The following is a 21,464-nucleotide window of genomic DNA, read 5'->3' on the forward strand; positions in this document are numbered from 1 at the left end:
CATGACCAGAACGATTACGCGTCTGTTCGACGATTACGCCGATGCCAAGGCGGCCGTCTCGGCCCTCGAGAGTCACGGTGTGCCACACGGCAGCATCAGTATCATCGCCAACGATGCCGATGGGCGCCATCAGGCCGGTGACACGGGGCACGACGGCGTCAACGACCACGGCGACGTCAGCCGCGGCACGTCGACGGGCGCCGTGCTGGGCGGCGCCGGTGGGCTTCTCGCCGGTCTGGGCCTGCTCGCCATTCCGGGGCTTGGGCCCATCGTCGCGGCCGGCTGGCTGGCGGCGACCGCAGCGGGCGCCGGTATCGGCGCTGTGGGCGGTGCGGCAACGGGAAGCATCGTCGGTGCGCTCAAGAACGCCGGCCACAGCGACGAGGAGGCGAACGTCTATTCCGAAGGTGTCCGGCGCGGCGGGACCCTGGTCAGCGTCCGTACCGACGACGCGGCGCCGGGGCAGGTGGAGTCGATCCTCGATACCTATCGGTCGGTGGATGCGACGGAGCGTGGCGCCGCTTACCGTGCGCAGGGCTGGAACGCGTTCGACCCGGGCGCGCCGGCCTACACGCGTGATGAAATCGAGCGGGATCGCGCATCCTACTCTACGAGGCGCGATCGCGTCATCTAAGTTACAGGCGTAGGGCAGCCGAGGTCGAATGGTGGGTCGTAAACTGTACGAATTCGGCTGCCGCATCTGCGGGCGTGGTGCGGACCTGTTCGGTCACCCCGCCGCCATCGTTCTGGTCGCGCTGTTCTGCGCGATTTGGTTCCTGGCGGCGGGCGCCGCCGGTGAGAATGCGCTGACGCTCATCCTGTCGGTCCTGTCGATCACGCTGACGCAAATGGTGCTGAACGGACAGCGACGCAGCGAGCAGGCGTTGCATCTCAAGATCGACGAACTGGTCTATGCGATCCAAGGTGCCCGCAACGAGGTTGCCGGGATCGAGACAAAGTCCACCGAGGAGCTCGACGCGTTGCGACGGACGGGCGAGGCAGCCGAGGATGAGCTCGAGCATCGTGGCGCCGACCGCGGCCGGCAGTGAGCTGCTTTTGTGGAGCGCGTAAGGCTTCGGACAACCTCCGCTGCCAACCGAACGAACGTCCTAGGTCGGCAGCCGCAACGACGACTGCAGAACTTCAAAACGTCGGTCTGAGTGCCCGAAGCGTAGCCTTCCCTAGCTGACGGACATCGTTCAGATGCTTGTCGCCGGAGCAGCTAGGATACTGCCGTTTCAAGCGGCGAAGACCCGCGCGGGTTCCAGGCGCAGCACGGGTCGCGTGCTGACGAATGCCGCCCCGACGCACGCGACGGCGTTCAGCGCCAGGCAGCCGAAAGGTGCCCACACCATCATTCGGTAGGGCAGATCGAACGTGTCGGCGATCAACCCAGCCAGCGCACAGGCGCCAAGCCCGATGCCGGTCCCGATAAGCCCAGCAACGGCAACCTGCGCCATGACCATGCGCCACAGGACGCCGGAACGTGCACCAAGCGCGGTCAGAACGGCATATTGCCGAAGGTGATCGGCGGTGAAGATGTAGAGCATGACGGTGGTGAACCCGAACCCGATCGCCACCGCGATGGTCAGCATGGTCGCGATGTCGCCGACGTCCTCCGATGTCGCCAGAAACCACTGCACGGTGGCCGATTCGAAGTCTGCGCGGGTGAATGCGGCATAGCCCGTCTGGCTGGCGATGGACCGAGCGAGATCGGCTGGATCCGTGCCGGGGGCCGCCCGTACCACCACGAACGAGGTACGCAGCCGTTCGGGCGGCAGCACGCGCGCGGCGTTCGACCAGCTCATGTAAAGGAGCGGCCGCGGCGGGAATCGCGGCAGTCCATGCGACACGCCGCCGACTACCACCCGATGATCGGCGATGGTCAGCTCATCGCCCGCCCGAAGCTGCCGGATCTTGGCATCCGGCGGCGAGACACCGGAGACGGGGCGTTCGGCGGTGTCGAGCTTGCCCTCCGAACCTCCCGCATCGACGATGGCCGCCTCGGGTTCGCGAAGCAGGCCGGTTCCTGGCGCACCATCGACCGCCGGCGCGCCGGCGAGCGTCGCATCGTCCAGCCCGACGACGTCGAAGGGCTGCAGACGGCCGTCGGGCATGCGTGCATCGGCATGACCAAGCGCCAGGACCGCGGCGTCGGCGACGCCGGTCACGGAGCGTACCCGGTCGCGCGCGGACGCCGTCATGTTCGCAAACTGGTCGGGGGATGCCGTGGTGCGATCCATCACCCAGACGTCGCCAGGCTGTTCCGCGACGAGCGCGAAGCTGCGCGTCATGAAGCCCGCGAAGTAGCAGGCGGCGAAGCAGGAGAGGAACGAGGCGAAGGCGATGCCGACGACCAGCGCTAGGAACTTGCCGGTGCTGGCGACCAGCATCCGCACCGCGATGCGGATCATCAGGGTCGCGCCTTCGCCTTGCGGGCGTCCAGGACCACGTCGACCTGCTGTCCGATGTAGACGGGCAGCGCCTTGGGATCGATCGCGTAGATGATCTGCAGGACCCGCGTGTCGGTCCGTTCCGCCGCGGCGCCGGTCAGGCTGGTCTTGGGCTGGACGAACGGTTCGATGCGCACGAACCGCAGCGGAGCATGGAGCTGGTGCCGTCCCTGCACGAACGCCTCGCCGGGAACGCCGCCTCGGACGCGCCATGCATCGTGCTCATCGACGTCGACGCGCACGTAGAGCGGATTGTCGCCGCCCATCAGCAGGACGGGGCCGGCCGTCGCCGTGCTTTCGGCGACCTCGCCGGGACGGATGTTGATCTTGAGGATGCGGCCGGACACGGGCGCGCGGACGGTCCGCCGCGCCGTTTCGGCATCGAGCTCGTGCAGCTGCGCGCGCGCCGCCTCGACGTTGGCGTTGGCGACCGCCAGATCCGACTGCCGCTGCACAAGGTCCGTGCGGGTGACGAAGCCTGCCATTTGCGGTGCCGCCACGGCGTCGAACTTGCGTTGCACCGCCGGCACGGCGGCCTGCGCCTGATCGATCGCCGCGAGCAAAGTGCCACGCCGGTTGGCAAGATCACGGGCATCGATACGGAAGAGCGGCTGGCCCTTGGCGACGTGGTCGTTCCAAGCGACGTCGAGCCGTTCCACCAGACCGGTAACGGGTGTCCCGATCGCGATCGTGCCGGTGCTAGCCTCGACGATGCCGCTACCGGCGACATGGCCGTCGTTGGCGGGCTGCGAGGCCGGCAGTGCGGGGGGCGCTGGCGATCCACGATCGTGGAGCACCGCGATGCCGGCCCCCGCAGCACCGATCAGGGCAAGACCGCCAAGGATGCGGAGCGACCAGCTCATGCCGCCTGCCTGTCCTGGCCGGTGACGACACGTCCGTCTTCCATCCGGATGATGCGATCGGCGAACTGTTCGATCCGGGAATCGTGGCTGACGACGAGCAGCGCCGCGCCCTGCGCCCGCACCTGATCGCGCAGGACCGTCATGACCTGCTGTCCGGTGTCATGGTCGAGCGCGCTGGTCGGCTCGTCGCACAGCAGCACCGCTGGCCGGTGGACGATGGCACGCGCGATCGCGACCCGCTGCTGCTGACCACCGCTGAGCTGCCGCGGCAGATGACCGGCCCGGTGGCCGAGGCCGACGGCCGCCAGCGCCTCGTCGGCGCGGCGCTCGGCCGCCTTTCGTCCGCTGCCAGCCAGCAGCAGCGGCACGCTGACGTTCTGGCGCGCGTCAAGCGCGGGCAGCAGATTGAACGACTGGAACACGAAGCCGATCAGGCGGGCGCGCAGCGCTGCCCGGTTCGGGGGCGGAAGCATGGTGGTCGGTTCGCCGGCGATCGCGACCTTGCCATCGTCGGCGTCGAGCAGGGTCGCGATGATCGAGAGCAACGTGGTCTTGCCGCAGCCGGATGGCCCCGAGAGCAGCACGATCTCGCCTGCGTTCACGTCGAGGTCGATGCCGCGCAGGGCGGCGACGCGCGCCTCGCCCTTGCCGAAGCTGCGCGTCAGCCCGCGGCATGCGATGGCGGGTGCCGTCATATCAGCGGCCCTCGCCTTGGACCTCGAACACGCGCTCGGCATAGCGGGCGAGTTCCGCCTCGCAGCCACGCAGCCGTTCCGCCGCTTGCCTGCCGAGCGGTGCCTCGTAGAAGTCGAGCTTGCGGATCTTCTCCAGCCAGCCCTGCAGCTTGCGAAGGTCGGCGTCCTCCTCCTCCAGCTCGGCATAGGTGAACTTCTCGATCCGGAATTCCTTGGCGATCTCCGCGTCGAACGCGTCACACTTGCCGATGAATTCGCGATATTGTTCGTCCCGGTCGGCGCGGAAGCGATCGAGCACTTTGGCCTCCTGCGCCGCGTCAAACGCCACCGTTTCCAGGATCACGGCCTCACCGCCGAGCGAGGATGCCTCGTTCTCGAGCATCTTCAGCCGGCGGACGTGATCGTCGGTCTTCGGCAGGACGCACACGCCGCTCTGCAGATAAACCGCCCCCATCGCCTTCAGCTTGCGCCACAAGCCGACGCGGCCGGCTGCCGGTTCGGCAGGGACTTTATAGGTGAAGACGAGCCAGCGATGTTCCATATGGCGGCTTCTTAATGTTACCGCCGTTACATCTCAACCGTATAATCGTATGGATCATCCGGCCACCGCTATTATCGTCACGCTCTGGATGTGTCTCACGGCAGTATGCCAGTGCCGTCGACATGGATCGTTTCGGCCCGGCTAATTGGGAATCACCCCTTTTGCCGTCCGCAACTTCTCTGTCCGTTCATCGCCGTTGGCGTCAGACCTAATAGGTTCGAACAGCTTGGCGTCCGATGCCGGGATCGTCGGTAAAGAATTGATCCATTCCCGCGCGCAGATAAGCGTGAATCTCTGCGATCGAGCCGTTCGGATTGCGCGCATCTCCGCCGGCGCCATTCTTGAAGTCAGCAGCGAGGAAGCGGTTTTCGGGCCGGAATTCATATCCCCCGACCAGCAACCCGGCCTCCTTGGCCCAGCCGATCGCGGGCGTGGGCGTGCCCAGCCGGCCATCGGCGCGTAGCGGGATCAGCGCGCGGATATCGGGCGCCAGAATATCGGCATAGGTGGCGATTCGGCGCAGCCCCTGGCGGGTCATCATGTCGCCATAGCGGGTCGTGCCCCCCGCCGCCGCAACGTCCAGCGGCACCAACGGCGCATCGTCGATCAGCTGCATCAGCTGCACCGATCCGCCGCGGGGAAAATGACCGCGCAGCCGTTCCAGCGTCGCGATTTCGAAACACTGCACGATGAGCGGCGCGTCGCGCAGATAGCGATGCGCGGCGACCGCGGCGACGAAGCGGTCCTCGACCGGCAGGCCGATCGAAGCGAAGATGGTCGGCGCCTTCAGCTCGGGCGCGATGCCGATCGGCCGCCCGCGCGTCGCCGCTTCGGCTGCGACGAAATCGACGATCTCGTCGAAACTGACCATCTGGAACATGCCGTCATAACGCGTGTTGGCGGGGCGGATGTCGGGGATACGCTCCTTGAGGCGCAGACGTTTCAGTTCGGCGAAGGTGAAGTCGTTGATGAACCAGCCGTCGACCCGCTGGCCGCCGATCGTCACCACCTTGCGCCGGTCGGCGAATTCGGGGTGGCTGGCGATGTCGCTGACCTTGCCCAGATCGGGTTCGTGCAGCGCCATCAGCACGCCGTCCTTCGACGGCATCAGGTCGGGTTCGATATAGTCAGCGCCATCGGCGATCGCCTTGGCGTAGGACGCCAGCGTATGTTCGGGGCGCAGCGCACAGGCGCCGCGATGGCCGATGACCAACGCGGCGTGCGATCCCGGTCGCCGCGCGGCCGGTAGCTTCGCAGCGGCGGCGACGCCGACGCCGGCCAATGCGGCCATCATCACGGTGCGGCGATCCGTATCGGTCACAGTCTCGGCTCCTCGGCAAACGGGTGGGAGCGGCATGGCGCCCCCTCCCGGTCAGGCAGGCGGTCGACGTTTAGAAGCGATAGGACAGGGTCGATTTGAAGAAGCGGCCGGTCTGCACATAGGACCCGTTCCCGCCGCCATCCTGCGTACCCAGATACCGGGTCGACGTGCCCAGCGTCTTGTAGAAGCTGTAGCTGTTGAGCAGGTTCTGCACCTGACCCGACAGCGCCCAGCGACCCAGCGTGTAGGTCGCATTGACGTTCAGCTGGCGGATCGGCTGCAGATAAGTGTCGAGCTGATCGTTCAGGCTGAGCAGCTGCCGGCCGACATATTGCCACGCCAGCCGCGCCGAAAGGTGCGGACGCTCGTAGAAGAGTTCGGCATTGTAGATGAGCTTCGCCGCCCGGGGCAATTGCGTGTCGCCGCGGCCGGTCAGACCCGGATCGGCCTTGCTGTCCTGAACGGTCAGCGAGCCCTCCAGACCGAATCCGCCAAAGAACGCCCCCAGCTCCCGGAACTGCTTGCGGCCATGCAATTCCAGGCCATAGACCTCCGCATCGCGGCCGTTCATCGGCATCGTATAGGTGATGCCGTTCACCACATCCGCGGCGGTGATCCCGTTTGGGGCGCTGCCCGTCGCGCTGGCGGTGAAGACGAAGTTGGAGAGCTTCTTGTAGAAGCCGCCGGCCTCGATCACGGCGCTGCGGTCGGGATACCATTCGATGTTGGCGTCCAAGCTGGTCGCGGTGACGGGTTTGAGGTCGGGATTGGCGCGGCTGACGGTCTGCACCGCACCGGTCAGATCGTTGTAGCCATAGGTTTCCGGCCCGGCGATCAGCGCAAAGGCGGGCCGGGCAAAGCTGCGCCGCGCCGCGGCGCGCAGGATCAGCGTGTCGGTCGGCCGGTAGCTCAGGTTGAGGCTGGGCAGCCATTCACCATAGCGATTGCCGTCGCGCGTGAAATAGCCTGTCGGCTGAGCGAGCAGCCAATGCGTCGCCGTGAAATCTGTGCGCTCATAGCGTACGCCGCCCACCGCCTGCAGCCGGCCGAGCTGGACATCGGCCTGGACATAGCCCGCCAACACCGTTTCGCTGCCGAACACGGTGTTCCGGTTGTAATCGTTGGTCGTATAATTCCCCGGATTGGGCGTGCCGTTGGGGGTGAACTGGTTGGTGTAGGCGTAAGGCAGGATCGCCTTTTCGAAATAGCTCCGGTCGTAGAAGCGGAAGGCGGGATAGTTGCCGTCCATCAAGGAGATGTCACGCCCGGGTAGCGCCGCGGCGGTCGGGCCTTGCGCGTTGAACAGATTGGGACGCCCGCCAGCGCTATCGGGAATGACGAAATTGTCGCCGTCGTTGCCGAGCAGCCCGCGATCATATTGGGTGCGATCAGAGATGTTGAGATCGATGCCGGTTGACAGTTTGCGCAGCGCACCGTCGCCGCGCCAGGCGAGATCGGCGCGCATGCCGTACATCCGGTCGTCGGACTTCACGTCGCGGCCCTGGAATTTCCAGACCCGCACGGATTGCGGACTGAGGGCGGCGCTGCGCTGTGCCGCATCCGTGAAATCGAGCTTGATCGCGGCCGGATCGGATGTGTCGATGCGGACGCCGGGGATCGGGCCGCCGCTGCCCAGGACGAGGCCGAGACCGCTATACAGGCTGCCCTCGTCGTAATTCGGGCGCTGCTGATCGGCAAAGCCGTAGGACGCGCGCGCCGACAGCGACAGGCGGTCGGTGAAGGCCATGTCCGCGCCGGCCTGCATCGTGGCGAGCGTGGAGCGTTGATCGCGGGCCTGGAAATAGCTGCCCGCCAGCGTACCCAGCGGATTGTACTGCCCGTTGCTGTAGAAGGGCGCCGCACCGATCAGCTGCAACAGCGCGCTGGTCACGCTGTGCTGGACGTCGATCGAGGATACTTCGTACCGGCCATAGGAGCCGCGCAGGAACGCGGTGACGCCGTCGCCACCGTGGAAATCGAGCGAGGCATTGCCGCCGTACCGTTTGATGACCGAATCATACATGTCGTATTTGATGCCCAGCGCAACGAGGTCGTTACGCGCGGCGGTCGGCGTGGCGGGAATATAGCGGAACGCTTCGGTCGTTTCCGCGGCGGACCGGCGCTCCTCGTAATAGCCCGTCGCGTAGAAGCCGATCTTTTGCGCCGTACCGAACAGCTTGGCCAGTTCGACCTGCCCGACACCGCCGAAAGCCGGGAAGCCGAGATGATTGGCCCGGCCGGCGAAATTGCCGCCGCCCGTCACGCGCAGATAATCGTCGCCATATTGGAACCCCGTCGGCGTGGCGATGTCGACCGTCCCGCCGATCGAACTGCCATAGTCAGCGGCCGTCGGCGTCTTGGCGACGGTTGCCGAGCGCAGGCCGTAGGGCGCGATCATCTTGAGCGACAGCGCGCGAGTGTAAGGATCGGCCTGGGGCACGCGCATGCCGTTGACCGAATATTCGTTGAAACTCGAATCGAGGCCGCGGATCGAGATATATTCCGCCTCGCCCGTCGCCGCCTGGCCCAGGCCCATGTCCGCATAGGCGGTCACGCCCGGCAGCACGGCCAGAATATCGACGATATTGCCGCCTGGGCGACGCGCGATCGTTTCCCCCGACATGACCGCGTTTGTCCCGGGTTGTTGCCGCTTCCAGGCGAGCGCCTTTTCCTCTTCGAGGGGTGCAGAGCCCGTCACGACGATGTCGTCGCTGGAGGCGGTCTGGGCAGGGGCGGCCGACGGCGTTGCCCCGGCGATCGGCTGCGGGGCGGTCATGCCCAGCACGATCATATGACCATCGTCGCTTCGCACGCTCAGGCCGCTGCCGCTGAGAAGCTGGTCGAGCGCGGTGCGCGGCACCATCCGGCCAGCGATACGCGGCGATTGCCGATGCCGGATGGCGGCGGCCGGAAAGAATATCTGCCGCCCGGCCTGCTGGCCGAAGCTGGTCAGCGCGCTGGCTAGCGGCTGCGGGGGAATGTCGAATGCACGATCTGTTTGAGAATCCAGTGATTGTGCCTGAACAACAGGCGTGCACAACGTCGACGTTGCAAGCAACGCCGCAGCAAAACGGCTAATCATCAAACCCCCAGAGACTATGGCGGCTTTGGCGCCGTCACAATCTTTGACGCGGATGGAGAGAAAAACCGCCAAATCGGGATTAAAAATTTGTTTGGTGCAGTTCGACGATTGTTACTTTTGCGTGACGCGGGATTTGGCCAACGAATAGCCTCTGGCCGAGGGCGTGACATGGATGCCGAGACCGATCGCCACCGCATTTAGGAAAGCGGTCGGATCGCCGGTTTCGAACCGCCCGCCGACCGGCGTATCGGCAAGCTCGGGATCGAGGATGACGATCTTGCGCGCGAGATAGCGATTATATTCCCTGACGGCGTCGTGCAGCGGTACGTCCTGAAACACGATGGCATGATCCCGCCACGCCGTGGTGGCATCGACCTGATCCATGCGAGTGGTCAGCAACCGCGTGTCGCGGGGGGCAACGAATGCGGTGTTCGGCGCGGCCGACCCGGCAACGATGGTTGCCCGCGTTCGATCGGCGCCTTCGATTCTGGCGCCGCCCTCCATCACCAGCAACTCGACCCCGTCGCCATGCAGGCGCAGGTTGAAGAGGCCGGATGTCATAACGATCGGCGCTGGGCCGCCGCGCAGCACGGCGAGGGGGCCGCTGCGCAGGGTCATGCACACCTCGCCCTTTTCCAGCCAGAACACGCGTTCGGATGCCGAGAAGCGCCATGACAATCGCGTATCGGTGTTGAGCTCGACCCCGCTGCCATCGGGCAAAAGAATGCGCCTGCTCCCCCCGACCTCCGTTGTCGCGCTATGCCAGGCATAGGCCGGGGCGACGATCACGCCCCCGGCCAAAATTGCACCGATGCCCGCCATCGCGCCGGCGCGCACCAGATCGCGACGCGACGCTTGTCCGAACAGGCCGTGACGTTGCGGGAAGGAAGGCGCCACGACAGCGTCTGCCGGCTCGGCGCGCCAGAGCGCGAGGACGCGGCAGAAGGCCAGCGCATGGGCGGGGCTCGCATCCCGCCACCGAGCGAAGGCCGCCTCGTCGATGCGTCCGGTGCGGTGCCGTGCGAGCCAGTCGGCCGCCTCGCGCAGCGTCTGCGCGCCATCGTCAGTCAGGCACCCCTCAGCCAATGTTGTTATCCACCCGATCTCACAAGGGGATGACGGGCGGATCGCACCGATCCGCCAAGTCCCCTGTAATAAATCCGTCAGTGCGACGCGATGGCCGTGCGGCGATGACGCGCCCACAGGTCGAAACTGTCGTCGATCGGATCGCCGCGATCGGCCGTCATGGCGATGCTGAGCAGTATCAGCGCGCGGGCGAGACGCTTTTCAAGCGTTGAAAGGCTGACGCCGAGTTCCACCGCAACCGCCCGCGGCGATGCGCCATGGACCCGGCATTTCAGGAACACCACGCGGCAGCGCTCCGGCAAGGCGTCGACTTCCCGCGCCAGTCGGCGAAGCGTTTCCCGATCCTCCGTCACGCGGTGCTGATCGGGGGCGTGATCGGGAATATCGACATGCTCGATTTCGGACAGCGACTGAAAATCGACGACCTTGGCGTGGCGCAGGCGATCGATCGCCGCATTACGGATCATCCGCCGCATGAAGCCGAGCGGATTCGCGATGCTTTCCCAGTCGGTCAGGGTCAGCATGCGCAACAGCACATCCTGCACCAGGTCGCGCGCTTCATCCGCACTCGGACAAATCCGCATCGCGACCGCCAGCAGCTGACGCTCATGCGGTAGTATCTGCTCTACGAACCAGACATCGATCTCGCGGATTATCGACAACGGAGATGCGCCCTCAATCGTATACGGGGCGCCTAAGGAAGTTTTGTGTCATACCCGCGACAGGTAGTTATCGCGGTGTCGGCAGGACAGATCGAGCCGACCTATCGTATATCGGGGTCTGATTATGCGATCGGGTCTGTGAGGCCCCACGCCGGGTGGACGATAGGGTAGCGATTTGCCGTCCAAGCCTGCTTTTTTCGAAAGACAGTTTTAGACGGCCAACTCCAGCTAGCGCGCCTCCAGACCGACGGTGCGAACACGATGAACGAACGATCGCTTCTGGCGAGAGCCGATCCGGCTGTGAATGTCTTCTGTGGATCCCCTTCGGCCCGAAGGACCGCCGTAACCGCATGACAATGTACGGAAAGACTGGAGCGGGCGAAGGGATTCGAACCCTCGACCCCAACCTTGGCAAGGTTGTGCTCTACCCCTGAGCTACGCCCGCTCTGGCGCCTGAAGCCGTCCTGCTTGGCAAGGACCGGCTGGGTGAGGCGCGGCCACTAGCAGCGGGTCCGGGGGCGTGCAAGCCCTCTTTTGCGATGAGGTGATGCGAAGCGGAAAGATTCCGGCTTGGCGACTCACGTTACGGAACATTACAAGAACATAGCATGAGCGAGTCGGTCGCCCTGATTGCCCGGCTGCGGCGCCTAGCTGCGGGAACGGGCCTGATGCAAGCCGCGGCGGGCAGCCCGGATGGCTGGCTGCGCCGCGGTCTGGGGCGGGGGCAATTGCACGATATCTACACCACCGAGACGGGCGACGGGGCAAGCGGAGCCGGATTCGGCATCGCCACCGCGATCGCGGCGCGGGCGCTGCCCCTGTTCTGGCTCCGTGTGGAGGCGGCGGAGCGGGTGCAGGGGCGGCTGCACGCCGGCGGGCTCGCCGAACTCGGCTTGGGTGCCGATTCGCTGGTGCTCGGCATCGTCGCGGACGAGGCGGCGCTGCTGCGTGCCGCCGCCGATGCCGCGCGCTGCCCGGGGCTCGGCACGCTGCTGATCGAAAGCCACGGCCCGGCGCCGGGGCTGGACCTGACCGCGACGCGGCGATTGATGCTCGCGGCGGAGGGGTCGGGGGTGACGGTGCTGTCGCTGCGCATCGACGCGACGCCGACCGCCAGCGCTGCGGCGACCCGCTGGGGCGTCGCCTCCGCCCCGTCGGCCGCGCTGGCGGCGGAGGCGCCGGGTCCGCCCGCCTTTGATGTCGAATGTCTGCGCCGACGGGGAGGTCCCGCGGGAACCCGCTGGCGCGTGGAGTGGGACCGCTATGCCAAAAGCTTCCGTAGCACGCCGCTATCTGGCGCTGATCTTTCCCTGGCTGCCGATCGAGCGGCTGCGCGCCACGCGGCCGCACCTGTTCGTCGCACGGGATGAGGCGCCGGCCGTCTTCACCGAAACCGTCGGTCAGGCGGTGCGGATCGTCGCGGTCGATCTGGTCGCGGCGCGGGCAGGGCTGGAGCCGGGGCTGACGCTCGCCGACGCGCGGGCGCGGGTGCCGGGGCTGGAGGCGTTTCCCGCCGATCCGCATGCCGATCTCGATTGGCTGGAGACGTTGGCCGAGGGGTGCGTGCGCTACAGCCCGACGGTCGCGCTGATTCCCCCCGACGGGCTGGTGATCGACATCGCCGGTTGCACCCACGCCTTTGACGGGGAACGGCCGCTGGCCGCGGATGTCGAGGCGCGCATGGCGCGGCGCGGCGTGCTCGCCCGTCATGCCTTCGGCGACACGCCGGAGATCGCGCTGGCGCTCGCCCGCTATGCCGGCGCCCCCGCGCCCGACGAGAAGAGCGCGGTGCGCCGCCTGCCTGTCGCCGCGCTGGAACTCGACGCCGAGGATGCGACCGCGCTCGCCCGCGCCGGGCTGAAGACGGTCGGCGACGTCATGGCCCGGCCGCTGGCGGGGATTGCGGCGCGCTTCGGGGCGGAGGCGGCGGGCGCGGTGCGCCGCCTGTCGGGCGAGGTCCAGGCCCCGCTCAAACCGTGGAGCCGTGCCGCGCCGGTCGCCACCGAGCGCCGCTTCGCCGAGCCGATCGCGCGCACCGACCATGTGCTGCAGGTGATCGCCGACCTCGCGGCCGAAGCGGCGGCCGTGCTGGAGACGCGGCACCAGGGCGGCCGGCGCTGGTGTGCGCGGCTGTTCCGCGCCGACGGCCATGTCCAGCCGCTTGCCGTGGAGACCGGGCAGCCGACCCGCGACGTACCGTTGCTGATGCGGCTGTTCGCAGAGCGGATCGACGCGCTCGCCGATCCGCTCGATCCCGGCTTCGGCTATGATCTGATCCGGCTCGACATCGCGCTCACCGAGCGGCTCGACGCGACGCAGTTGCAGCTGGAAGGCGGCGCCGCGCGCGAGGATCAGATGGCGGCGCTGGTCGACCGGTTGTCGACGCGGCTGGGGCGCGAGCGCGTCCGCCGCTTCATCCCGCGCGACAGCCATATCCCCGAACAGGCCGAACTGTCGCTGCCCGCCGCGCAGCCGCTGGCGGCGACCACGGCTTGGCCGCAGCCGGAGGAGGGCGAGCCGCCGCTGCGCCCGATCTATCTGTTCGATCCGCCGCAGCCGATCGACAGCGTGATGGCGGAGGTGCCGGACGGCCCGCCGCACCGCTTCCGCTGGCGCCGCCGCATCCACGAGGTCGCGCGGGTCGAGGGGCCGGAACGGATCGCAGGCGAATGGTGGCGCCGTCACGACGCGGCCATCCCGACCCGCGACTATTATCGCGTCGAGGACCGTCGCGGCCGCCGCTTCTGGATCTTCCGCCACGGCCTGCACACCGAGCGCGACCACCCGCGCTGGTATCTGCACGGCCTGTTCGCGTGAGCCTCCCGCTGGCGGGGCTCCGCAACCGGCGGGGTGCGTAGGGTGGGCTATCGGCAGGGATGGCTCGCGCGAAGACGCGAAGACGCGAAGAAGAAAGAGGATGTCCGCGCGGAGGCGCGGAGGACGCGGAGGGTCAGGCTCGCGGCGAAGCCGCCCTCCCTGATCGGTCGAGGGGACAAAGCCGCTGGCGCGGCAAACCCGCCCCCTCCGCGCCTCCGCGCCTCCGCGCGAACCATCCGTCTTCGCGTCTTCGCGTCTTCGCGTGAACCTGGACCTGTTCGCGCCCTCCTCAAGCCTCCCCTTTGCGCGGCAGGGGAACGGTCAGCGTGACCGCTTTCGCCGAACTGGTCGCCGCGACCAATTATTCGTTCCTGCATGGCGCCAGCCATCCGCTCGACATGGTGGCGCGCGCCGTCGAACTGGGCCTGGCGGGGATCGGCATCGCCGACCGCAACACCGTCGCCGGCGTGGTGCGCGCGCACGATGCGCTGGTGCGCGCGCAAAGGGGGCTGATCGGGGCGCGCCTGCCCCCGCACGATTTCAAGCTGGCGGTGGGCGCACGGCTGGTCTTCGCCGACGGTACGCCGGACATCGTCGCCTATCCGGCGACGCGTCGCGGCTGGGGCCGGCTGACGCGGCTGCTGACGCTGGGCAATCGCCGCGCGGTCAAGGGCGGCTGTATCCTGGGATTGGGCGACCTGCTGCGCCACAGCGACGACCTGCTGCTCATCGTCCTGCCGGACTGCAGCATGGGGGATGCGCTACCGGCGGCGATGCCCGACACGATGCTGCCGCCGCAACGCAGCGATCCGGGGCTCACCGCGACGCTGCCCGATCTTGCCGCGGCGGCGCCGGGGCGCGTCTGGCTGGGGGTCAGTATGCCGCGCAGCGGGCGCGACCGCCGGCGTGTCGCGCGTCTCGCCGGAATCGCGGCGGACAGCGGCGTGCCGATCGTCGCTACCACCGACGCCCTCTATGTCGGTCCGGAGGCGCGACCGCTGCACGACGTCGTCACCTGCATCCGCGAGGGCACGACGCTGCGCCACGCCGGCCGCCGGCTTGCCGCCAATGCCGAACGCCATCTGAAACCGCCCGAGGAGATGCTGCGCCTGTTCGCCGACTGGCCGCAGGCGGTGGCGGAAAGCATCGCCCTGCTCGACCGCATCGGCTTCGATCTCGGTCAGCTCCGCTACGAATATCCGCACGAGCCCGTCCCCGCCGGCTGGCACGCCGACGACTGGCTGGAACATCTCGTCTGGCAGACCGCGCTCGACCGTTACGACGGAGTCGTGCCCGAACGGATGCTGCGGCTGCTGTACGACGAATTCTGGCTGATCCGCGAACGGCAATATGCCTATTACTTCCTGACCGTCTACGACGTGGTCCGCTTCGCGCGCCGCGCCGATCCGCCGATCCTGTGCCAGGGGCGCGGTTCGGCGGCCAATTCTGCCGTCTGCTTCCTGCTCGGTATCACCTCGGTCGACCCGCTCGAACACGATCTGCTGTTCTCGCGCTTCGTCTCTGCGGAGCGCGACGAGCCACCCGACATCGACGTCGATTTCGAGCACGAGCGGCGCGAGGAGGTGATGCAATATATCTACCGCCGCTACGGCCGCCACCGCGCCGCCATCGCCGCCACGGTGATTCACTACCGGCCACGCTCGGCGGTACGCGAGGTCGGCAAGGCGCTGGGCCTGACCGAGGACGTGACGCAGCGACTGACCAGCACCGTCTGGGGCAGCTATGCCGGCCGCTACGAGCCGCGGCATGTCCACGATACCGGCTTCGATCCCGACAATGTCGAGATCGCGCGCCTGTACGACCTGGTCGGCCAGCTGCTCGAATTCCCCCGCCATCTGTCGCAGCATGTCGGCGGCTTCGTGCTGACCCACGGCCGGCTCGACGAGACGGTGCCGATCCACAATGGCGCGATGGCGGACCGTACCTTCATCGAATGGGACAAGGACGACATCGACTGCCTCGGCCTGATGAAGGTCGACGTGCTCGCGCTCGGCATGCTGACCTGCATCCGCAAGGCGTTCGACCTGATGCGCGTTCATGGGCTGGGCGATCCGGCGCTCGATACGGTGGCGGTCGCCGAACATCCCACGGTCTACGACATGCTGTGCCGCGGCGACAGCATCGGCGTGTTTCAGGTGGAAAGCCGGGCGCAGATCAACATGCTGCCACGGCTGCGCCCCCGCAAACTCTACGATCTCGTCGTCCAGGTCGCGATCGTCCGGCCGGGGCCGATCGAGGGCGACATGGTCCATCCCTATCTGCGCCGTCGCGCGGGCAAGGAGCCGACCGAATTTCCCTCGCCCGACCCGCGCTTCGGCCCGCCCGACGAATTGCGCAACCTGCTGCGCGAAACCTATGGCGTGCCGCTGTTCCAGGAACAGGCGATGAAGCTCGCCATCGTCGCCGCGGAATTCACCCCCGACGAGGCGAACCAGCTGCGCAAGGCGATGGCCACCTTCCGTCACGTCGGCGGCATGCACAATTTCCACGCCAAGCTGGTCGAGGGCATGACGCGCCGCGGCTACAGCCGCGACTTCGCCGAACGCTGCTACAAGCAGATCGAGGGATTCGGCTCCTATGGCTTTCCCGAAAGCCATGCGTTGAGCTTCGCGCGGCTGGTCTATGTGTCGAGCTGGCTCAAATGCTTCCACCCGTCGGTCTTCGCCTGCGCGATCCTCAATTCGCAGCCGATGGGTTTCTATGCGCCGGCGCAGCTGGTCGCCGATGCCCGCGCGCACGACGTCGTGGTGCGGCCGATCGACGTCAACGTCAGCGACTTCGACAACATTCTTGAACGGGACGAGGACGGCAGCCTGGCGCTGCGCCTGGGCTTTCGCCAGATCGACGGCTTCCGGGCGGATTGGGCGGCGGCCCTGGTCACCGCCCGCGCTGCCGGTCCGTTCGCGGGGGTGGAGGCGCTGGCCGCCCGCGCCGGCCTGCCGCCCCGCGCGCTGCGGCTGCTCGCCGATGCCGACGCCTTCGGTTCGATCGCGCTGCCGCGTCGCGACGCCTTGTGGGAGGTGCGGCGCACCCCGCCCAGGCAGCTGGCGCTGTTCGCCGCGGCGGAGGCGCCCGAACTCGGTGTCGAGCCGTCGGCCGCCCTGCCGGCGATGCCGCGCAGCGAAGAGGTGGCGACCGACTACCAGACCACCCGCCTGTCGCTGAAGGACCATCCGATGCGGTTCCTGCGCCCGCTGTTCGCGGCCGAGGGCGTGCTGTCGAGCGAACAGGCGGCGCATAGCCGCGACGGCCGCCGGGCCATGGTCGCCGGCGTCGTGCTGGTCCGCCAGCGGCCGGGCAAGGGCAATGCGATCTTCGTCACCATCGAGGACGAGACGGGGGTCACCAACGCCTTGCTCTGGGCCCGTGATTTCGAGGCGAACCGGCGCGCGGTGATGGCGGCACGGCTGATCGTGCTGGAAGGGGTGATCCAGCGCAGCGAGGAGGGCGTCGTCCATCTGATGACGACCCGCGCCCATGACCGCACCCACGAACTGGCGCGGCTGTCGTCGGGGCAAGTCGACCCCGGCGTGCGTCCCAAGGCGATCGTCGCGCAGGATCCGCGCGGCCACCACCCCCGCGACGTGCGGATCATGCCCAAATCCAGGGACTTCCACTGAATGTCGGGCATCGCATGGCGGGCACCGCGAGCGGGGCCGCGCCGCGCCGCGAGGGCGCACGAGTGCGACTTTTGAGACTTTCCAGCCGGCCGGTTTGACCTCGGCCCCCCGCCGCCCCACATGGGCGCCAGTCCCGCGAACAGGAGCGCACCTTGGCCACGCTAGGCATGTCCCCCGCCGAAAAGACCGCTGTCGAGGAATTCCGCCGCGACGTCGTCGAGCCGTCGATGACGCAGCTCGTCATCCTCGATTTCTGGGCGGAATGGTGCGGCCCGTGCAAGGCGCTGGGGCCGGTGCTGGAAAAGGTCGCCGCGGCCTATGCCGACAAGGGCGTCGTGCTGGCCAAGATCGACACCGACAAGAACCAGTTCATCGCCGCGCAATTCCAGATCCGCTCGATCCCGACTGTCTATGCGATGTTCCAGGGGCAGCTGGTCGCCGACCTGACCAGCGCGCGCACCGAATCGCAACTGCGCGCGATCCTCGACCAGTTGCTCAAGCAGCTGCCGATCCAGTCGGAGGCGGCGGATGCGGCGGCGGAGATCGAGCCGCTGATCGCGATGGGCGAGGAGGTGCTCGCCGGCGGCGACGCCGAGCGCGCGCTGTCGATCTTCGACCAGCTGGCGGAGATGGCGCCGGATCATCCGGCCGTGCTGTCGGGTCGCATCCGTGCGCTGGTCGCGGCGGGCCGGACGGACGAGGCGCAGGCCGCGATCGACGCGCTGCCCGCCGATCTCAAGGATGCCGGCATCGATCGCGCTAAGGCGGCGCTGGCGCTGGCGCAATCGGCGCAGCCGGTCGACGATTTCGCCGCGTTGCAGGCGGAGGTGACCAACAATCCCGACGATCACGAGCGTCGCTTCGCTCTCGCCAATGCCCAGATGGCGGCGGGCGATCGCGACGGCGCGGCGGACAATCTGCTCTACATCGTCGCGGCCGATCGCGCTTGGAACGACGGCGCCGCCCGGCAGCAGCTGCTCAAGCTGTTCGAGGTGGTCGGTCTGGAGGATCCCTGGGTCTCGACGCAGCGCCGCCGCCTGTCGGCGATCCTGTTCGGCTGACGCCCAGCGCCATGACGATCACCCGCCTGTCGATCTTCCCGCTGCCCGGCGCCTTGCTGTTTCCGGGCATGCATCTGCCGCTCCACATCTTCGAGCCACGCTACCGGGCGATGGTGTCGGACGCGATGGCGCGCGACCGGCGGATCGGGATGATCCAGCCCAACGGCGCGGTGCGGGCCGACAATCCCGAACTGCCGGCGCTCTACGACCTGGGCTGCGTCGGCCGGATCGCCGAGGTCGAGGCGCTCGACGACGGCCGCTACAATCTGGTGCTGGAGGGCGTCGCGCTGTTCCGTCCGGTGCGCGAACTCGACGTGACGACGCCGTTCCGCCAGGTCGAGGCGGAATTGCTGCCGGTCGCGCAGGACGAGACGCTGTCGCTCGCCCGCCGCTCCGCGCTGGAGACCGAATCGCGCCGTTTCGCCGATCTGCAGGGCTATAGCGTCGACTGGGACGGGGTCGCCCGGCTCGACGACGAAAGCCTGGTCAACGGCATCGCCCAGATCGCGCCGTTCGACGCAGCGGCCAAGCAGGCGCTGCTCGAGGCACCCGACATCGAGCAGCGGGCGGAGCTGATCATCCAGCTGATGCAATTCTTCGGCCGGCACGACGGCGACGACCGGGTGACGCTGCAATGAGCGCGCCGGCGATCGATCCGTGGCTGCTCGGCAAGCTGGTCTGCCCCGTGACGCGCGGGCCGCTGCGCTATGACGAGGCACGGCAGGAACTGGTCAGCGAGAAGGCCGGCCTCGCCTATCCGATCCGCGACGGCGTGCCGGTGATGCTGCCCGAGGAAGCGCGGCGGCTGTAACGCAATGGCCGATCCGCTCGACGTGACGGGAAGTTGGGACGGCATCTTCAGCTATCCGCGGGCGATGCCGCCCAACGGCTTCCGCTGCGAATTGCGCGAACATGCCGGCCGGATCAGCGGCGAGACGCAGGAACGCCGCGATACCGGGCCCGATCGTGGCACCACGATCCTGGCGCTGCTCGACGGCGTGCGGCAGGGGCGATCGGTGCGCTTCACCAAGCGTTACGATTCGCCGGATCTCGCTTATTATGCCGTCGTCTATGACGGCGCGCTCGCTGCGGACGGCGACGAGATCAGCGGACGCTGGGACATCGCCGGCCACTGGAGCGGCAGCTTCATCATGGTGCGGCAACAGCGCCGCGGCGTCGCGGCGAAGCGGACGATGGCGGAAGAGGTGCGATAGCGACCGGCCGCACCGCCATCACGCCCGCGCCAGCGCCTCCGCGATCAGGCGGCGGCTGTTGTCGACGCCGTACAGGGCGATGAAGCTGCCCATCCGCGGCCCCTGTTCGGAGCCGAGCAGCGTCTCGTACAGCACCTTGAACCAGTCGCGCAGGCCCTCCTTGCCGTAATGCTTCTTGCCGATCTCATAGACGTGGTTTTGCAGCACGACCGCCGGGTCCTCGTCCGCCTGCCCGGTGCCGTCGTCTTCCGCCAGCAGCGCATCGAGCTCCCGCAGCGCGTCCGCCTCCTGCGTCGTCGGCGCGCGGCGCTGCAGGGTCGGCGCGACGAAGGTGGTGGCATAGGCGACGGCGTAACCGACCAACCGGTCGAGCTCCGGATGCGTCGCGGGCGACAGCGTCGGGTCGTAGCGCTGCAGGAACGCCCACATCGTCTCGCGGTCGCCGACGCCCGGCAGGCTGGCGAGATTGAGCAGCAGCCCGAACGTCACCGGCAGCGTCGCCTCGGGTACCTTGCCGTCGTGGATATGGTGGACCGGGTTGCCCAGCCGCTGCTTGACGTCCTGACCCGCGTAATTGCCGCGGAACTGCCAGTAATCGTCGACCGCGCGTGGGATCACGCCGAAATGCAGCGCCTTCGCCTTCTTGGGCTCGCGATAGGCGAAGAAGGCGAGGCTCTCCTCCGGGCCATAGGTCAGCCATTCGTCGATCGACAGGCCGTTGCCCTTGGACTTGGAGATCTTCTCGCCCTTCTCGTCGAGGAACATCTCATAGTTGAAGCCTTCCGGCGGCCGCCCGCCGAGCACGCGCGCGATCTTCGACGACTGGACCACCGAATCGATCAGGTCCTTGCCCGCCATCTCGTAATCGACGCCGAGCGCGACCCAGCGCATCGCCCAATCGACCTTCCACTGCAGCTTGGACTTGCCGCCGAGCGCGGATTGGACGATCCGTTCGCCGCCCTCGTCGGTGAAGGCGATCGTCCCCGCCTCGGCATCGACCACCTCGACCGGCACCTGCAACACGACGCCGGTCGTCGGGCTGATCGGCAGCACCGGCGAATAGGTGGCGCGCCGCTCCGCCCGCAGCGTCGGCAGCATCACGTCGAGGATCGCCTGATAGTGACGCAGCACGCCCTTCAGCGCTTCGTCGAACCGGCCGCCGGTATAATAATCCGTCGACGAGGCGAACTCATACTCGAAACCATAGCGGTCGAGGAATTGCCGCAGCATCGCATTGTTATGCGCCGCGAAGCTGTCGTACTTCTCGAACGGATCGGGTATGCGCGTCAACGGCTTGCCGAGATGTTCGGTCAGCATCTCGCGATGGGGCACGTTGTCGGGCACCTTGCGCAGCCCGTCCATGTCGTCGCTGAACGCGATCAACCGCGTCGGCTGGTCGCTCAGCGCGTGGAAGGCATTGCGCACCATCGTCGTGCGCAGCACTTCGTTGAACGTGCCGATATGCGGCAGGCCCGACGGGCCGTAGCCGGTCTCGAACAGGATCGGCGCACCGTCCGGCTTGCCGTCCGGCCAGCGCTTGAGGAGCTTGCGCGCCTCTTCATAGGGCCAGGCCTTGGAGTCGAGAGCGGCGGAGCGGAGATCGTCGGTCATGATGCGCGGGGGGACTAAGCCCCCCGCGGCGTCACGGCAACGCCCGTGTTAGCGGCAGCGGCGATGGGCGGTGATCGTCCGGTCGACGGCGCGGCCCGCCAGGGCGCCACCGACGGCGCCGCCGATCGTGCCGAGCGCGCCATGGCCGAGGATCGAATTGCCGACCAGCGCGCCGCCGACGCCACCCGCGACCAGCCCGGTGGTGCCGCCCGAATGGGTGCAGCGGCGGACGTGATGATAGCCGCGCTCGTAGTGGCGATGATGGCGGGCCTGCGCCGCGCTCGTCGGAACGACGAAGCTCGCGGGGATGGTAAGCGAGACGGCGCTGAGCGCCAGCAACATGTTACGCATAGGGGTCCTCCTCCGACCGATGATCCGTGCCGAACGAGCGACGAACGAACCGGTTTCAATGCCACG

The 21,464-nt window shown here is 67.7% G+C and carries 19 protein-coding genes, 1 tRNA gene and 1 pseudogene; 9 read left to right on the forward strand and 12 right to left on the reverse strand.

Annotated features, from left to right (window positions below; all coding sequences use genetic code 11):
• Window position 1: 1 nt before the first annotated feature.
• Window positions 2-634: a hypothetical protein gene (locus D9601_RS10620; protein WP_198353969.1), complete on the forward strand. Its 633-nt coding sequence runs from the start codon at window positions 2-4 to the stop codon at window positions 632-634.
• Between the two features lie 28 nt (window positions 635-662).
• The gene (locus tag D9601_RS10625; RefSeq protein ID WP_198353970.1) at window positions 663-1,049 is read left to right on the forward strand and encodes a low affinity iron permease family protein; all 387 of its coding nucleotides are present in this window, start codon (window positions 663-665) and stop codon (window positions 1,047-1,049) included.
• A gap of 189 nt (window positions 1,050-1,238) precedes the next feature.
• On the opposite strand, the gene D9601_RS10630 is transcribed toward D9601_RS10625, so the two are convergent.
• From D9601_RS10630 to D9601_RS10670, 10 genes and pseudogenes are all read right to left on the reverse strand, one after another.
• Window positions 1,239-2,414: an FtsX-like permease family protein gene (locus D9601_RS10630; RefSeq protein ID WP_198353972.1), complete on the reverse strand. Its 1,176-nt coding sequence runs from the start codon at window positions 2,412-2,414 to the stop codon at window positions 1,239-1,241.
• On the reverse strand, window positions 2,414-3,316 hold the full coding sequence (locus D9601_RS10635; RefSeq protein WP_198353973.1) for an efflux RND transporter periplasmic adaptor subunit: 903 nt from the start codon (window positions 3,314-3,316) through the stop codon (window positions 2,414-2,416). Before D9601_RS10635 ends, D9601_RS10630 begins: the two co-directional genes overlap by 1 nt.
• Entirely contained in the window at window positions 3,313-4,011 is a 699-nt protein-coding gene (locus D9601_RS10640; RefSeq protein ID WP_198353975.1) for an ABC transporter ATP-binding protein, read from the reverse strand. The genes D9601_RS10635 and D9601_RS10640 overlap by 4 nt, the downstream gene beginning before the upstream one ends.
• Before the next feature lies 1 nt (window position 4,012).
• Window positions 4,013-4,552: a Chromate resistance protein ChrB gene (locus tag D9601_RS10645; protein ID WP_198353976.1), complete on the reverse strand. Its 540-nt coding sequence runs from the start codon at window positions 4,550-4,552 to the stop codon at window positions 4,013-4,015.
• Between the two features lie 208 nt (window positions 4,553-4,760).
• On the reverse strand, window positions 4,761-5,873 hold the full coding sequence (locus tag D9601_RS10650) for a glycerophosphodiester phosphodiesterase family protein (RefSeq protein ID WP_332837973.1): 1,113 nt from the start codon (window positions 5,871-5,873) through the stop codon (window positions 4,761-4,763).
• A gap of 70 nt (window positions 5,874-5,943) precedes the next feature.
• Window positions 5,944-8,736, reverse strand: coding sequence for a TonB-dependent receptor (locus D9601_RS10655; protein WP_198353979.1), 2,793 nt, complete (start codon window positions 8,734-8,736; stop codon window positions 5,944-5,946).
• A gap of 330 nt (window positions 8,737-9,066) precedes the next feature.
• Entirely contained in the window at window positions 9,067-9,792 is a 726-nt protein-coding gene (locus tag D9601_RS10660) for a FecR family protein (RefSeq protein WP_332837974.1), read from the reverse strand.
• A 102-nt stretch (window positions 9,793-9,894) separates the two neighbouring features.
• Window positions 9,895-10,158 (reverse strand): annotated as a pseudogene (locus tag D9601_RS20225) (FecR/PupR family sigma factor regulator); the annotation flags it as partial.
• Window positions 10,119-10,703 (reverse strand): RNA polymerase sigma factor, encoded by a 585-nt coding sequence (locus D9601_RS10665; protein ID WP_198353982.1) that lies wholly within the window; start codon window positions 10,701-10,703, stop codon window positions 10,119-10,121. The pseudogene D9601_RS20225 and the gene D9601_RS10665, both read right to left, overlap by 40 nt.
• 370 nt (window positions 10,704-11,073) lie before the next feature.
• Window positions 11,074-11,148: transfer RNA gene (locus tag D9601_RS10670), tRNA-Gly, on the reverse strand.
• 163 nt (window positions 11,149-11,311) lie between these two features.
• On the opposite strand from D9601_RS10670, the gene D9601_RS10675 reads away from it, so the two are divergent.
• From D9601_RS10675 to D9601_RS10705, 7 genes are all read left to right on the forward strand, one after another.
• Window positions 11,312-12,073: a hypothetical protein gene (locus D9601_RS10675; protein WP_198353984.1), complete on the forward strand. Its 762-nt coding sequence runs from the start codon at window positions 11,312-11,314 to the stop codon at window positions 12,071-12,073.
• Window positions 11,967-13,520 carry a DUF6504 family protein gene (locus D9601_RS10680; RefSeq protein WP_198353985.1) on the forward strand — a complete coding sequence of 518 codons (1,554 nt, stop codon included), beginning with the start codon at window positions 11,967-11,969 and terminating at the stop codon, window positions 13,518-13,520. The genes D9601_RS10675 and D9601_RS10680 overlap by 107 nt, the downstream gene beginning before the upstream one ends.
• Window positions 13,521-13,846: 326 nt before the next feature.
• Window positions 13,847-17,161: an error-prone DNA polymerase gene (locus D9601_RS10685; protein ID WP_198353986.1), complete on the forward strand. Its 3,315-nt coding sequence runs from the start codon at window positions 13,847-13,849 to the stop codon at window positions 17,159-17,161.
• A 167-nt stretch (window positions 17,162-17,328) separates the two neighbouring features.
• The gene (locus D9601_RS10690; protein ID WP_198353988.1) at window positions 17,329-18,222 is read left to right on the forward strand and encodes a tetratricopeptide repeat protein; all 894 of its coding nucleotides are present in this window, start codon (window positions 17,329-17,331) and stop codon (window positions 18,220-18,222) included.
• A gap of 11 nt (window positions 18,223-18,233) precedes the next feature.
• The gene (locus D9601_RS10695; RefSeq protein WP_198353989.1) at window positions 18,234-18,860 is read left to right on the forward strand and encodes an LON peptidase substrate-binding domain-containing protein; all 627 of its coding nucleotides are present in this window, start codon (window positions 18,234-18,236) and stop codon (window positions 18,858-18,860) included.
• A complete protein-coding gene (locus D9601_RS10700; RefSeq protein ID WP_198353991.1) occupies window positions 18,857-19,033 on the forward strand; it encodes a Trm112 family protein in 177 nt (58 codons plus the stop codon). Before D9601_RS10695 ends, D9601_RS10700 begins: the two co-directional genes overlap by 4 nt.
• Window positions 19,034-19,037: 4 nt before the next feature.
• Window positions 19,038-19,436 (forward strand): hypothetical protein, encoded by a 399-nt coding sequence (locus D9601_RS10705; RefSeq protein ID WP_198353992.1) that lies wholly within the window; start codon window positions 19,038-19,040, stop codon window positions 19,434-19,436.
• 18 nt (window positions 19,437-19,454) lie between these two features.
• On the opposite strand, the gene D9601_RS10710 is transcribed toward D9601_RS10705, so the two are convergent.
• Both D9601_RS10710 and D9601_RS10715 read right to left on the reverse strand, forming a co-directional pair.
• Entirely contained in the window at window positions 19,455-21,047 is a 1,593-nt protein-coding gene (locus D9601_RS10710; protein WP_198353994.1) for a lysine--tRNA ligase, read from the reverse strand.
• A 48-nt stretch (window positions 21,048-21,095) separates the two neighbouring features.
• On the reverse strand, window positions 21,096-21,398 hold the full coding sequence (locus D9601_RS10715; RefSeq protein WP_198353995.1) for a hypothetical protein: 303 nt from the start codon (window positions 21,396-21,398) through the stop codon (window positions 21,096-21,098).
• Window positions 21,399-21,464 lie beyond the last annotated feature (66 nt).

Source organism: Sphingomonas sp. MA1305, from assembly GCF_016107325.1.
Classification (GTDB): Bacteria; Pseudomonadota; Alphaproteobacteria; order Sphingomonadales; family Sphingomonadaceae; genus Sphingomonas.